A 14,293-nucleotide genomic window follows, 5' to 3' on the forward strand; every position below is an offset into this window, starting at 1 on the left:
GCGGATCGCCCGTCTCTCTAATGCCTGCACCGGACTACCGCTGCGCCACCGAAAAGCCATGCTCGCGCAGCAGTTGCAGCACCCCGTGCGGGCCGCCGAGGTGGAGTGTGCCAATGGCGACGAAGACCGGCTTGCCCGGATCTGCAAGAAAGAGCATGCGCGCCAGGAAACGCCGGTTGCGCGAGTAGAGAATGCGCTCGTCGATGGCCTCGGCCAGTGCCGCATTGCGTCGCACTTGCGCGGCCTTGCCTTGCGACCAGTCGAAGACCAGTTCCGCATCCCCGGCGCGCCATAGGCGATGCAACGTTTCCACCTGCGCCGTCGCCGTCTTGGGTGTGAGCACCAACTCTTGAGCCAGCAACTCGTTCTGCTGGGCCGACGTGAGGCCGGTGAAGGCATCCATCTGTTCCGCGAGCGATTCAAGGCCGACGATACGGCCACGATAGATGTTCTCGAGCTGGTTTTCGGTGCCGTACTCCGTTTGCAGGTCGGCCCCCATCGAATCCAGTGTCTCGACGAGCAGCGCCGCCAGCCACGGACGCATATGACGAATCTCGGCAAGCATCGCCGGATTGCCCTTGAGACGGTCGCGCAACTTCCGCCATAACGGCGCGGGGATCATCTTCGGCAGACAGGCGCGCGCGCACATGCCGTACTTCTGCACGTCGTCCTGCGACATCGTCAGATCGTCAGGCGACAGCTCGAACGCCACCACGTTCGACACGCGCAGCGCATCGACCACGACCTTGCGGAACGGATAATCGTCGGGCTTGCCGACATGCAGGGTGCCCATCACGTAGATGGTCATGTCGCCCTTGCGGGCTTCGTAGAACGGGAGATTGGCGCCCGGCGGCGACTCGCCGGGCTCCGGAACCACCAGCGGCAGCGTTCGCGGCGTGATCGCACGCGGCGTTACGGTCGAGGCTGCGTCCAGCGTGACGGCGAGCGTCATCAGCAGGCACCCAAGCAGCCAGCCGGTCAATGCAACGCCCCGGCGAACAGGTGTCGCGCGTGGTGGTCCACCCAATCTCGTTATCCCTCAATGTCTTCAACCCGATGGCACGCCACCAGACGTCCTTCGAGCTTGCGCAATTGCGGCACTTCCTCACGGCAACGATCGACGGCGTACGGACAGCGCGGCGCAAACGCACACCCCGGCGGCGGCCGCAACGGCGACGGCAGCTCGCCGATCAGCGCAATCTTGACGCGCCGCTCGGACGGCTTGATCGCCGGCGTCGCCGACATCAATGCCTTGGTGTACGGATGCAGCGGCTTGCCGAACACGGCGGCCTTGGGACCGTGTTCGACCGCGCGGCCGAGATACATCACCATGACGTCGTCGGCCACATGCTCGACCACGGCGAGATTATGCGACACGAATACGTAACTCGTCGCGTATCGGTCCTGCAAATCCATGAAAAGATTCAGGATCTGTGCCTGAATTGAGACATCCAGGGCCGAAACGGGCTCGTCCGCGACGACGATCGCCGGGGACATGATCATCGCCCGGGCAATCGCCACCCGCTGCCGCTGGCCGCCCGAGAACATGTGCGGATAACGTGCCACATGCTCCGGGCGCAAGCCGACAGTGCGCATCATCGTCGCAATCTTCTCGCCCCGCTCGGCACGGCTGAGCGAGGTATTGATAGCGAGCGGCTCGTCGAGCGCCTGCCCCACTGTCTTGCGCGGGTTGAGCGACGCATACGGGTTCTGGAACACCATCTGAATGCGTGTGCGCAACGGCGCCAGATGTCCCGCCGACGCCCCCGTGGTCTCAGTGGCATCGATAGCGAGTCTGCCGGACGTCGGAGGTTCGATCAACGTCAGCACCCGGGCCAGCGTCGATTTGCCGCACCCCGACTCGCCAACCACGGCCAGCGTGCGGCCGGCCGCCAGCTCGAACGACACACCATTGAGCGCCTTGACGGTGGCAGGTGAGCGCATCAACCCGCGGTTCACCGTGTAGAAGCGCGTCAGATCCTGCGCGCACAGCACCAACGGGCCAGCGTCGCGGCCAGTGCTTGGCCCCGCAGGCGTCTGTGGGGCTCCCGGAGGTGTCGCGAAAACGGTTTCACTCATTGCGCTCCTCCTGTCTGTACACCCGCTGCCGCATGCGGCAGCGGCTTGAAGCACCGCACCAGCGGCGAACCAACGGCCTGCGGCCCGGCGTAGGGCTCGAGGGCAGGTTGCACCGTGCGGCAATGATCGTCGGCATACGGACAGCGCGGCGAGAGCAGGCAGCCCGCCGGACGGTCGTCGCGCCCCGGCACCACACCGGGCAGGGTGTGCAGCCGGCGCACGCCACGGTTGTGTTCGGGAATCGCCGAAAGCAACGCTTCCGTGTAGGGATGATGCGGCGCGTCGAACAGCGCCGGCACCTGCTGAACTTCGATCACCTGCCCCGCATACATCACGGCCACCCGGTGCGCGACCTCCGCCACAACGGCAAGGTCGTGCGAAATCAGCACGAGCGACATGCCGTAGTCCTTCTGCAATTGCAGCAGCAAGGCCATGATCTGCGCCTGAATCGTGACGTCGAGCGCGGTCGTCGGCTCGTCGGCAATCAGCAGTTTCGGACGGCAGGCAATGGCCATCGCGATCATCACCCGCTGATTCATCCCGCCGGACAGTTGATGCGGATAGGCGCCGAGCCGGTTAGCCGCGTCAGGAATCTCGACCTGCTCCAGCAACTCGACGATGCGATCTTTCAGCGCCCGCCCGCGCAGCCCCATGTGACGGCGCAGCACTTCGCCGATCTGGTAGCCGACGGTGTAGCTCGGGTTCAGGCTCGTGAGGGCATCCTGAAAGATCATCGACACGTCGCGCCCGACGATGCTTCGCCGCTCGCGCGCAGACGCGCCCAGCAAATCACGCCCGTCGAAGCGCACTTCGTCGGCGCGCACTCGGCCCGGCGCATCGATGAGACCCATGAGCGCGAGCATCGTCACGCTCTTGCCTGAACCGGATTCGCCGACCACGCCGAGAATTTCGCCCTGGCCGACATTGAGGTCGATGGCGTCGACGGCGCGCGCGCCATCGAAGTCGACCGATAGATTTCGAATGGAGAGCAGACTCATGCGATTCGCTTCAGTTTGGGGTCGAGGGCATCGCGCAGGCCGTCGCCGACCAGATTGATCGCAAGCACCGAAATGACGATCGCAAGTCCCGGCAGCGTGACAATCCACCAGGCACTTTCCATGTAGTCGCGGGCGGACGCGAGCATCGAGCCCCACTCGGCGAGCGGCGGCTGCACGCCCAGACCGAGAAAGCCGAGCGCTGCCGCGTCGAGAATCGCCACCGAGAAGCTCAGCGTGGCCTGCACGATGAGCGGTGCCGAACAGTTCGGCAGCACCGTCGAGAACATCAGCCGCAGCGTGCCCGCCCCGGCCATGCGCGACGCCACGACGTATTCGCGCTGCAGCTCGCCGATGGCTGCCGCACGCGTCAGACGCACATAGGCAGGCAACGTCACGATGGCAATGGCGATGGTCGTATTGGCAAGCCCCGGACCGATCACGGCCACCACGGCCACGGCCAGCAGCAGCGACGGCAGCGCCATCATCATGTCCATCAGACGCATGATCGGTGTGTCGAGCCAACGCGGAAAAAATGCCGCGAGCAGACCGAGCAGAATGCCCGGAATCAGCGAGAGCACCACCGACGACAGGCCGATCCAGAACGACAGGCGTGCGCCGAAAATCAGACGCGAGAGAATATCGCGCCCGGCTTCGTCGGTGCCCAACAGGAACCGGGCATTGCCGCCGCCGAACCATGCCGGCGGAATCTTCACATAGTCGCGATATTGCTCGATGGGGCTATGGGGCGCGATCAGCGGCGCAAAAATCGCCGCCGCGAACATCAGCAGCAGCACGATGGCCGCAGCGGTGGCGCCACGGTTGGCGGTGAAGCTGCGCAGAAACTCCCGGATCAGATGCGCGCGAGGCGTGGCCGTCACGGCGGCGGGAGGCGGCAGCGTAGCAGGCGTGTCACTCATGGTTGACCTCCTTCAGTGCCGAATGCGCGGGTTGACGACGCCATAGAGCACGTCGACCAGCAGGTTGACCAGAATCACGCCCGTCGCGATGAGCAGAATGCCGCCCTGCACTACCGGATAGTCGCGTCGCAGAATGGCGTCGATCAGCCATTTGCCGATGCCGGGCCATGAGAACACGTTCTCGGTCAGCACCGCACCGGCGAGCAACGTGCCGACTTGCAGACCGATCACCGTGATGACGGGAATCAGCGCATTGCGCAGCGCGTGCACCACGATCACACGCCACGGCGAGAGGCCCTTGGCGCGCGCCGTGCGGATGTAATCCTCGCGAAGCACTTCGAGCATGGCCGAGCGCGTCATGCGGGCAATCACCGCGAGCGGCACGGTGCCCAGCACGATGGTCGGCAGAATCAGATGACTCACCGCGGAGCTGAAGGCCCCCGGCTCTCCCGAGAGCAGCGTGTCGATCAACATGAAGCCAGTGACGACGGGCACGTCGTACTCCACGCCGATTCGCCCGGACACCGGGGTCCATTGCAGATTGACGGAGAACAGCATGATGAGCAGCAGACCCCACCAGAAAATCGGCATGGAGTAGCCCGTGAGCGCGGCCCCCATGGTGGTGTGATCGAGCATCTTGCCGCGCCGCAGCGACGCGGCGACACCCGCCGGCAGACCGACGGCGAGCGCGAAGATCATCGCACAGAGGGCCAGCTCCAGCGTGGCGGGAAAGCGGGAGAAGAACTCGTGAAGCACGCCCTCATTGGTGACAATGGAGCGCCCGAGGTCGCCCTGCGCCGCGTGCTTCAGATAGACGAAATATTGCGTGGTGAGCGGCTGGTCGAGTCCGAGCCGCTTCATCGCTTCGGCGTGCATCACGGGATCGAGGTTCCGCTCGCCCACGAGCACTTCGATCGGATCGCCAGGAATAAGGTGAATGAGCGCGAACGCCAGGATAGTGATGCCGATGAAAGTCGGGATCACCATGCCCAGTCGTCTCAGGACGAATCTCAGCATAGGACGGTTCCGTGGGGGCTTCGCGCACCGCCCGCCCCCGGCGCAGGGACGGTTGGCGCTGTGCCGCGTTAATCAGTCGTAGACGATCGTTTGTCTTGGTGCGCAAGGCAAACCCGGGCGCGGCGGCCGGGTCTGCCTGCTTGATACCCATACGCTGCCTGTGGCCGGCGTCAGCCGAAGCCGGCTGACGCAGTCGCCGTGTGGCGGGACTCGATCAGTCCAGCGACACGCCAGCGAAACTGTTACGGCTGAACGGGCTGAGCTTGAAGCCCTTCACGTTCGTGGCCATCGGCTTGTATTGCGTGGAGTGCGCGATGGGCGAGAACGGCAGTTGTTGCGCAAAGATCTCCTGCGCTTGCGTGTACAACTTCGTACGCACGGCAACATCCGTGGTCTGACGCGCCTGCTTGATGAGATCGTCGAACGGCTTGTAGCACCACTTCGAGAAGTTGTTGCCGTTCATCGAGTCGCAGCCGAGCAGCACACCGAGCCAGTTGTCCGGATCGCCGTTGTCGCCGGTCCAGCCAATGAGCAGCGCATCGTGTTCGCCCGCCTTGGCGCGCTTGATGTACTCGCCCCACTCGTACGTGACGATGTTGGCCTTCACGCCGATCTTCGCCCAGTCGGCCTGAATCATTTCAGCCATGAGCTTGCCGTTCGGGTTGTACGGACGTTGCACCGGCATCGCCCACAGCGTGATTTCGATATTCTTCACGCCCGCCTTGTCGAGCAACGCCTTCGCCTTCTCGGGATCGTAACTGGCCGACTTGATGTTCTTGTCGTAGGACCATTGCGTCGGCGGCATCGGCGCGCCGTTCGACAACTGTCCGGCCGAGCCGTAGACGGACTGCAGAATCGCCTTCTTGTTGATCGCCATGTCGAGCGCCTGACGCACTTCCACGCGATCGAGCGGCTTCTTCTGCACGTTGTACGCCACGTAGCCGAGGTTGAAGCCGACCTGATCCGGCATCTTCAGCTTCGACGCCTTGCCCTGCGCCGCGATATCGGCCTTGAGCGCATCGACGTCGGCCGGGCGCGGATAAGTCGCGACCTGGCATTCGTTGCGCTTGAGCTTCTGGATACGGACGTTCGCGTCGGTCGTGATCGCGAAGATCAGCTTGCCGACCTTCGGCGGCAGATTTGCGTTCCAGTAGTCCTTGTTGCCATCCAGGCGCAGCGTGGCGTCCTTCGTGTAGCTGCGGAAGATGAACGGTCCGGTACCGACCGGCTTGAGCGCGATGTCGCGCGGATTGTTCGCCGCGAGCAGCTTGTCCGCATATTCCTTCGAGAGGATCGACGCGAACGACATCGCCAGGTTCTGAATGAACGGCGCGTCGACCTTCTTCAGCACGAAACGCACGGTGTACGGATCGACGATCTCGATGCGGTCGATGTCGGCCTGAAGCCCCATGTCGACGAAATACGGAAACTCGGCCGGATAGGCCTTGCGGAACGGCATCTCGCGATCGCCCATGCGATCGAAGGTGAACTTCACGTCCTCGGCATTGAAGTCACGCGTTGGCGTGAAGTATTCGGTCGTGTGGAACTTGACGCCCTTGCGCAGATGGAACGTGTAGATCTTGTTGTCCGGCGAAATGTCCCACTTCTCCGCGAGCGACGGCATCACACCGGTTTCACCCGGTACGAAAGCGATGAGGCGGTTGTAGATAGCGTCGGCAGGATCGAAATCGGTGCCAGTGGTGAGTTGCCCCGGATCGAAACCGGCAGGGCTGCCCTCGGAGCAATACACGAGGGTCTTATTCGGGAGCTCGACTGCTGCAGCGGGCGGGATCACGGCCGCTCCGGCAAGCAAGGTCGCGGCCAAAAGCAAACGCAGGGTGTGAGTCTGTTTCATAGGCTCCTCGGGATTTGAAATGACGCCCGGCGGCGATCCGCCGCCGAACCCACGAGGGATATTACTTAAGCTTCCCTTGCGTCACAACACGCCAAATCCCTAGCAAACCGCCTATTTGTGGTGTTTTTGATTAGGAAATCACTTAATTGTGATCAGGATTGACTTCCAACCCGCCCACCTGTTGGCAAACGATTGCGTGGTGCCTCACAGACCGAGGCGCTGCCACATCGCTTTGGTCGCCGACGCAGCGTTGAGCGTATAGAAGTGCAAGCCCGGCGCCCCGCCCGCGAGCAAGCGCTCGCACAGCGCCGTCACCACGTCGAGCCCGAAGGCGCGGATCGCCTCACGGTCGTCGCCAAAACCTTCAAGGCGCTTGGCGATCCAGCGCGGCACTTCGGCACCGCACATTTCCGAGAAACGCATCATCTGCGAATAGTTCGTGATAGGCATGATGCCCGGCACGATCGGCACGTCCACACCCAGCCGCGAAGCGTCCTCGACAAAGCGGAAATAGGCGTCCGCATTGAAAAAATACTGCGTGATCGCGGCGTTCGCACCGGCTTTCACCTTATTGGCGAAATGCTCGAGATCCAGACGCGGCGACTTCGCCTGCGGATGGTATTCCGGGTAAGCCGCCACTTCGATGTGGAACCATTCGCCCGTCTCCGCACGAATGAACTCGACCAGTTCAGACGCATAACGGAACTCGCCGATCTCGCCCATCCCCGACGGCAGATCGCCACGCAGCGCCACGATGTGGCGGATACCGTTATCGCGATACGTCTTCAGGATGTCGCGAATATTCTCTTTGGTCGAGCCAACGCACGAGAGGTGCGGTGCCGCCTCCACGCCTTCGCGTTGGATTTCGATGACCGCATCCAACGTACCCTGCTGCGTCGAACCGCCGGCGCCGAACGTCACCGAGACGAATTTGGGTCCCAGCGGGAACAGTTGCTGGCGCGTAGCGCGCAGCTTCTCTGCGCCATCGGCGGTCTTGGGCGGGAAGAATTCGAAACTGAAGGAAGGTTGCGTCATGATCGTCTTGTTATCGAGGGAGTCGCTCATGCCGCGCGCGTCGCATGCACGAAGAACTCCCGGTTGCCGTCACCCCCGGCGATGGGACTGTCGAGCCACGCGGCTACCGTCAGTCCCAGCGCTTCACAGGCGGTGCGGATCTTTGTCTCCACTTGCGCATATTGCGCGGCATCTTTCACGAGGCCGCCGCGACCGATGTGCTCGCGCCCGACTTCGAACTGCGGTTTGACCAGCATCAGCAGATCGCCTGTCCCGGCCAGCAGCGGCGCGAGCGCGGGCAGTATCAGCGTCAGCGAAATGAACGACACGTCCCCGACGATCAGGTCGAAGCCCGCGTCCGGCACGGCGGTCATCGCCGCTGCCGAAGCGTCGCTTGTGCCGTCCTGCGTTGCAGGCTGCGCCAAACGCTCATCGAGCATTTCACGCGACAGATGCCGTGCGTTGATGCCTTCGAGCGATACGAGGCGCGGCTCACCCGCCAGACGTTGGTGCAGTTGCCCGTGACCGACGTCCACGCCGACCACCTGTGCGGCGCCCGCCTGCAAGAGGCAGTCGGCAAAGCCACCGGTCGACAGCCCCACGTCGAGCGCGACACGCCCCGTGACGTCGAGCCCCGTTTGTGCAAGCGCACCGGCCAGCTTCAACCCGCCGCGCGATACGTAGCGGTCTTCGCCGGGCAACCCGTCGGCCGCCGCACGCACTTCGAGCGCTTCGTCGCTCGCCACCGCCTGACTGGCTTTTTTCAGCGCCGTTTCGGTGCCCGCGTAGTAGACGCGTCCGGCCTCGATGAGACGTTGAGCAGCCGTGCGTGACGCGGCCAGCCCACGCGAGACGAGCGCCTGATCGGCACGAAGAGCTTGCGACATGACTACCGGTTTCCTGCAAAGCACCGTCGACGAATGCGCGTCGACACTTACACGTTGGTGGCGCGGTCGCCGCCGAACACCAGCGCCGACAGAATCCACGAAATCAAGCTGTACAGCAGCGAGCCGAAGAGCGCCGCCCAGAATCCCGAGACTTCGAAGCCCTTCACGACATGCGACGCCAGCCAGAACAGCAAGGCGTTGATCACGAAGATGAACAGCCCCAGCGAGAGCACCGTGACCGGCAGCGTCAGCACGACGAGCAGCGGCCGCAGAAACGCGTTGATCAGGCCAAGCACGATCGCGACGATCAGCGCCGTCCCGATGCCTTTGAGCTGAATGCCCGACACGATGTACGGCAGGATGAGAAGCGCGATGGCATTGATGAGCCAAATCAGCAGCAGACGCATAGCAAGCTCCGAAGAACAGGCCGGTGCGGGATGTCGATCCCGGCACCGGCAGTGGTAAAGCCCGGCGCGGCGGCAAACGGCACCGCCGCGCCATACCGTTACCCGTCACCCGTGCATTCCTGACACACAGGTCCGGGCTCGATGCCGATCAGTAGCGATAGTGCGCCGGCTTGAACGGACCGTTCTTGTCGACGCTGATGTACTTCGCCTGCTCGTCGGTCAGCACGGTCAGGTCGGCACCGATACGGCCCAGGTGCAGACGCGCGACCTTCTCGTCCAGATGCTTCGGCAGCACGTACACGCTGTTCTTGTACTTGGCGCCGTCGACGAACAGTTCGATCTGTGCGAGCGTCTGATTGGTGAACGAGTTGCTCATCACGAACGACGGGTGGCCCGTGGCGCAGCCCAGATTCACGAGGCGGCCTTCTGCCAGCAGGATGATGCGCTTGCCGTCCGGGAAAATGATGTGATCGACCTGCGGCTTGATGTTTTCCCACTCGTACTTGCGGGTCGACGCCACGTTGATTTCCGAGTCGAAGTGGCCAATGTTGCACACGATGGCCTGGTGCTTCATCGCGGCCATGTGGTCGTGGTCGATCACGTGGAAGTTACCCGTGGCCGTCACGAAGATGTCGGCCTTGTCGGCGGCGTATTCCATCGTCACCACACGGTAGCCTTCCATGGCGGCTTGCAGCGCGCAGATCGGATCGATTTCCGTGACCCACACCGTGGCGCCCAGACCGCGCAGGCTTTGGGCGCAGCCCTTGCCCACGTCGCCGTAACCCGCCACGAGGGCGATCTTGCCGGCAATCATCACGTCGGTCGCGCGCTTGATACCGTCGACCAGCGACTCACGGCAGCCGTACAGGTTGTCGAACTTCGACTTGGTGACCGAGTCGTTCACGTTGATGGCCGGGAACGGCAGCGTGCCGTCCTTCTCCATCTGATACAGACGATGCACGCCCGTGGTGGTTTCTTCGGTCACGCCCTTGATTTGCGACAGGCGCTTGCTGTACCACTGCGGATCGATCGCGATGTGACGCTTGATGGAGGCGTACAGCGCGACTTCTTCTTCGTTGGTCGGATTGGCAACGACCGACAGATCCTTCTCGGCCTTGCTGCCCAGAATCAGCAGCAGCGTGGCGTCACCGCCATCGTCGAGAATCATGTTGGCGAACTCACCGTTCGGCCATTCGAAGATGCGATGGCTGTATTCCCAGTACTCGTCGAGCGACTCGCCCTTGAAGGCGAACACAGGAATGCCGGCGGCAGCGATCGCCGCAGCGGCGTGGTCTTGTGTCGAGAAGATGTTGCACGAGGCCCAGCGCACTTCGGCGCCCAGCGCGACCAGCGTTTCGATGAGCACGCCCGTCTGGATGGTCATGTGCAGCGAGCCGGCGATGCGCGCGCCCTTGAGCGGCTGGCTGGCCTTGAACTCGGCACGCGTGGCCATCAGACCCGGCATTTCGCTCTCGGCGATCGTCAGTTCCTTACGGCCCCAACCCGCGAGATTGATATCGGCAACGTGGAAATCGGAGAATTTCGAATCGACTACGGCGTTCATCACGCCTCCTTTTCTCTAAATAAAGACTAGATAGTGGGACGTGAGCGCCGTTCTTGAGGCTCACACGCCATGCTATCCGGGGCAAACCGGCGGCCGGCGGGGCCAATAGGAAGGATCTTGAGCCTGGCAGCACGATGGCTGTCGCAACGCTCCTCAAGATCCCGGCATTGTAGCAAAACTGATGCGTGGCGTCGGGGCAAGGCGACGCCTGAAGGGTATTTTTTTGCGTGGAAGACGACAGCCGCGAGACCCGCTCGCGGTGGCGCACCTGCCCCGCCCGGTCAGACCGTCAAACCATCAGATCGGCAAATGGGCGAGCAGCGGCGCGGCGAACACCATCAGAATGCCGTTGATCATCATGACGAGGCTGGCCACCACGCCCTCTTCGCTGCCGATCTGCCGAGCCTTGGCAGTACCGAAGCCATGAGCGCCCGCACCGAACGGTGCCCCGCGTGCCATGCGAGTGCGCAGCGGCAGCCACGAGAGCAACGCCTCGCCAAGCAGCATGCCGATGAACCCCGTGATGATGACGAAGAGCCCCACCAGATCGCGCGAACCGCCGACCTGATCCGACACGGCGAGGGCAAACGGCGTCGAGATCGAGCGGGCGAGCAGACTGCGCGCCATCTCGGGGGGCAGCTCGAACAGACGGGCGAGTACGAAGGAACTGCCTACGGCCACGATCATCGCGACGAGCACGCCGACGATGAGCGCGAACGCGTGCCGGCGAATGATGTCGCGGTGCTCGTAGATCGGTACGGCAAACGCAATCGTCGTCGGGCCGAGCAGCCACACAAGCCAGCGCGAGTCGGAAATGTACGTCGTGTAGGAAATATCGCCGCCGACCATCACGGCGATAAGCAGCACGGGCGCGAGAATGGCCGGGCCGAGCCACACCTTGCCGAAACGCGCGTAAAGGCGCTTCGACACGTAATAGAAGACGACGGTGAGGACGAGCAGCAGGAGCGCCGTATGATTCATGGCAAGACCCGGCAAGCGCTAAGTTGAGTGATGAGAAAGACGATCGGCTCGCGCAGCATCAGCGGGCGTCGTGCGCATGCGCGCGGCGAGCCGGAATGCGAACGAGGGCGCGCTTCAGATGGCGCTCCGCACGGCAGGCCAGATCGACAGCCAGCGCCGTCGACACCATCACGAGCACCGTGCCCACGCCGATCACGGCGAGCAGTTGCAAGCCTTCGTGACGCAGCAGATCGGTGTATTGCATGACGGCCGCGACCATCGGCACGAAGAAAAGGATCATCTCGGCCAGAAACCAGTCGGCACCGCGCTTGATCTTCTCCGTCTTGAGCACACCACTCATGAGCAGCGCCACGACGGTCAGCAACCCCAGCACGCCGCCCGGTAGCGGCAAATGAAAATGACGCGCCGCAGCATCCGCCACCAGATAGATACCCGTGAGCAGCGCGATCTGCCAAACCACGTCGACAATGCGCTTGCTGCGGCTATACAGACGGCTGGCAATCATCTTGGTCATGGCGGGCTCCCGGGTTTGGCATCAATATGAAGTGCAGTATAGGAAGCACCGCAACATAAATATAATGAATTAGTATTATCAAAACGATTCCAAATTGGAATAATTTAAGTATTAACCCTAATCGTGCATAAGAAAGCCTGACGGGACGGGGCTTTCCGCCAAATAGCACCACTTTGGTGCGAAAGAGAGAACCAAAATGGAACTGCGCGCGTTGCGAGGATTTGTGGAAGTTGTGCGACAGCAGAGCTTCACGGCGGCGGCGGAAGCGTTGTTTGTCACCCAGCCGACCGTGAGCAAGATGGTCAAGGCGCTGGAAGACGAACTGGGAACGCCGCTGATGTTGCGCGAAGAGCGCGGCCTGGGCCGCCGGCTTCAGTTGACCGACGCGGGACGCGTCGTCTTCGAGCGCGGTCAGGACGTGCTCGCCGCCTACGCCCGGCTGCAGCAGGAACTGGCCGATCTCGAGACGGTTGCGCGCGGTGAATTGTCGATCGGGATTCCGCCGCTCGGCGGCGATCTGTTCATTCCGGTGATCGGTGCCTTTCATCAGCACTATCCGGATATCGAGATGAAGCTCTTCGAGACTGGCTCACGCGCTATCGAGCAGGCGTTGCTTGCGGGCGATATCGAGCTGGGCGCGGTGCTGCTGCCGGTCGACCCCACGATTCTCGACGTGCTGCCGGTATGCCATTACCAGTTGCGCCTGATTGCCCCGCGCGAGTCGCGCTGGGAGGGACGCGCCTCGGTCGGTCTGGGCGAGTTGCGCGATGAGCCGTTCGTCTTTTACGGCGAAGGGTTTGCGTTGTCCGAGTGGGTGATTGCCGCGTGTCGCCGCGCGGGCTTCACCCCCAAGATTGCGGGACGTTCGAGCCAATGGGACTTCATTGCGTCGATGGTGGACAACGGCGTGGGCATCGCGCTGCTGCCTGAGCCCTTCTGCGCGCGGCTCGATCCGAAACGTTTCGTGATAACGGATGTGCGCGATCCGGAGATCCCGTGGGATCTGGCGATGGCGTGGCGGCGCGACTCGTATCTGTCGCACGCGGCCCGGCGCTGGCTGGCGCTCGCGCGCGACATCCTCGGCCCTGGCGGCGACGGTGACGCGCAGGCGGCCATCGCTGGCGGCGCCCGAAGCCCGTGACGCTCCAGTCTTCGGCCTGAAACGCGAAACGGCGCGGCCACAAGGGCCGGCGCCTGCGTCGTCCGACACCACGCTGCGATTGCGGTATCCTTGCCGCTGACATTTTCCCCTTGCCGCGCCAGCGCGGCGCATCGACACTCATGCGCATCATTACCGCGAATCTGAACGGCGTGCGATCGGCCGCCAAGAAGGGCTTTTTCGAGTGGTTCGGCAAGCAGGACGCCGACATCCTCTGCGTGCAGGAAATCAAGGCGCAGTTGCCTGACATGACGCCGGACTTCCTCAAGCCGCACGACTATCAGGGCTATTTCCACTACGCGGAAAAGAAGGGTTACAGCGGCGCTGGCGTGTACGTGCGACGCGAGCCCGACGACATCGTCGTCGGCTGGGGCAACGCTGAGTTCGACGCCGAAGGCCGCTACGTCGAAGTCCGTTATGGCAATCTTTCGGTGATCTCCGTCTACATCCCGTCGGGATCGAGCGGCGAGGAACGTCAGGCCGCCAAATTCCGCTTCATGGCCGACTTCATGCCGCATCTGCTGGCGCTCAAGGCGGCAGGGCGCGAAGTCATCCTGTGCGGCGACGTGAACATCGCGCACAAGGAAATCGACATCAAGAACTGGAAGGGCAATCTGAAGAACTCGGGCTTCCTGCCCGAAGAGCGCGCCTGGCTCACGCAGTTGTTCGACGACCACGGCTATGTCGACGTCTTCCGCACGCTCGACCCGCGTGCCGACCAGTACACGTGGTGGAGCAACCGCGGACAGGCTTATGCGAAGAACGTCGGCTGGCGCATCGACTATCAGATCGCCACGCAGGGCATCGCGGGCAAGGCAAAAGCGACCTCGGTCTTCCGCGACATCAAGTTCAGCGATCACGCACCGCTAACGGTTGACTACGACCACACGCTGTAACGGAT

General features: G+C 63.0%; 14 protein-coding genes and 1 riboswitch. Of the genes, 2 read left to right on the top strand and 12 right to left on the bottom strand.

What is annotated here, in order from left to right:
* Nucleotides 1-34: 34 nt before the first annotated feature.
* The 12 genes from PBR20603_RS02730 to PBR20603_RS02785 all read right to left on the bottom strand — a co-directional run bounded on the left by PBR20603_RS02730 (nt 35) and on the right by PBR20603_RS02785 (nt 12,233).
* Nucleotides 35-982 carry a TraB/GumN family protein gene (locus PBR20603_RS02730; RefSeq protein ID WP_343041908.1) on the bottom strand — a complete coding sequence of 316 codons (948 nt, stop codon included), beginning with the start codon at nt 980-982 and terminating at the stop codon, nt 35-37.
* 50 nt (nt 983-1,032) lie between these two features.
* On the bottom strand, nt 1,033-2,079 hold the full coding sequence (locus PBR20603_RS02735; protein WP_246174339.1) for a peptide ABC transporter ATP-binding protein: 1,047 nt from the start codon (nt 2,077-2,079) through the stop codon (nt 1,033-1,035).
* Entirely contained in the window at nt 2,076-3,077 is a 1,002-nt protein-coding gene (locus PBR20603_RS02740; protein WP_150557987.1) for an ABC transporter ATP-binding protein, read from the bottom strand. The genes PBR20603_RS02735 and PBR20603_RS02740 overlap by 4 nt, the downstream gene beginning before the upstream one ends.
* Entirely contained in the window at nt 3,074-3,994 is a 921-nt protein-coding gene (locus PBR20603_RS02745; protein ID WP_150557988.1) for an ABC transporter permease subunit, read from the bottom strand. The genes PBR20603_RS02740 and PBR20603_RS02745 overlap by 4 nt, the downstream gene beginning before the upstream one ends.
* 12 nt (nt 3,995-4,006) lie before the next feature.
* A complete protein-coding gene (locus PBR20603_RS02750) occupies nt 4,007-5,011 on the bottom strand; it encodes an ABC transporter permease subunit (RefSeq protein WP_150557989.1) in 1,005 nt (334 codons plus the stop codon).
* 214 nt (nt 5,012-5,225) lie between these two features.
* Nucleotides 5,226-6,866, bottom strand: coding sequence for an ABC transporter substrate-binding protein (locus PBR20603_RS02755; protein ID WP_150557990.1), 1,641 nt, complete (start codon nt 6,864-6,866; stop codon nt 5,226-5,228).
* A gap of 204 nt (nt 6,867-7,070) precedes the next feature.
* Nucleotides 7,071-7,901 (bottom strand): methylenetetrahydrofolate reductase [NAD(P)H], encoded by an 831-nt coding sequence (gene metF / locus PBR20603_RS02760; protein WP_150558309.1) that lies wholly within the window; start codon nt 7,899-7,901, stop codon nt 7,071-7,073.
* A gap of 26 nt (nt 7,902-7,927) precedes the next feature.
* Nucleotides 7,928-8,767 carry a TlyA family RNA methyltransferase gene (locus tag PBR20603_RS02765; RefSeq protein WP_150557991.1) on the bottom strand — a complete coding sequence of 280 codons (840 nt, stop codon included), beginning with the start codon at nt 8,765-8,767 and terminating at the stop codon, nt 7,928-7,930.
* 47 nt (nt 8,768-8,814) lie between these two features.
* Nucleotides 8,815-9,174: a phage holin family protein gene (locus PBR20603_RS02770; RefSeq protein WP_010805566.1), complete on the bottom strand. Its 360-nt coding sequence runs from the start codon at nt 9,172-9,174 to the stop codon at nt 8,815-8,817.
* A 148-nt stretch (nt 9,175-9,322) separates the two neighbouring features.
* Nucleotides 9,323-10,738, bottom strand: a complete 1,416-nt coding sequence (ahcY, locus tag PBR20603_RS02775; protein ID WP_150557992.1) for an adenosylhomocysteinase — start codon at nt 10,736-10,738, stop codon at nt 9,323-9,325.
* Nucleotides 10,739-10,773: 35 nt separating this feature from the next.
* A riboswitch (S-adenosyl-L-homocysteine riboswitch) is annotated at nt 10,774-10,899 on the bottom strand.
* A gap of 136 nt (nt 10,900-11,035) precedes the next feature.
* Nucleotides 11,036-11,719, bottom strand: coding sequence for an LrgB family protein (locus tag PBR20603_RS02780; protein ID WP_150557993.1), 684 nt, complete (start codon nt 11,717-11,719; stop codon nt 11,036-11,038).
* A 58-nt stretch (nt 11,720-11,777) separates the two neighbouring features.
* The gene (locus PBR20603_RS02785; RefSeq protein ID WP_150557994.1) at nt 11,778-12,233 is read right to left on the bottom strand and encodes a CidA/LrgA family protein; all 456 of its coding nucleotides are present in this window, start codon (nt 12,231-12,233) and stop codon (nt 11,778-11,780) included.
* Between the two features lie 196 nt (nt 12,234-12,429).
* On the opposite strand from PBR20603_RS02785, the gene PBR20603_RS02790 reads away from it, so the two are divergent.
* Together PBR20603_RS02790 and PBR20603_RS02795 are read left to right on the top strand one after the other, a co-directional pair.
* Nucleotides 12,430-13,374 (top strand): LysR family transcriptional regulator, encoded by a 945-nt coding sequence (locus PBR20603_RS02790; RefSeq protein WP_150557995.1) that lies wholly within the window; start codon nt 12,430-12,432, stop codon nt 13,372-13,374.
* A 140-nt stretch (nt 13,375-13,514) separates the two neighbouring features.
* Nucleotides 13,515-14,288 (top strand): exodeoxyribonuclease III, encoded by a 774-nt coding sequence (locus tag PBR20603_RS02795; RefSeq protein ID WP_150557996.1) that lies wholly within the window; start codon nt 13,515-13,517, stop codon nt 14,286-14,288.
* Nucleotides 14,289-14,293: the final 5 nt, after the last annotated feature.

The organism is Pandoraea bronchicola (assembly GCF_902459805.1).
GTDB lineage: Bacteria > Pseudomonadota > Gammaproteobacteria > Burkholderiales > Burkholderiaceae > Pandoraea > Pandoraea bronchicola.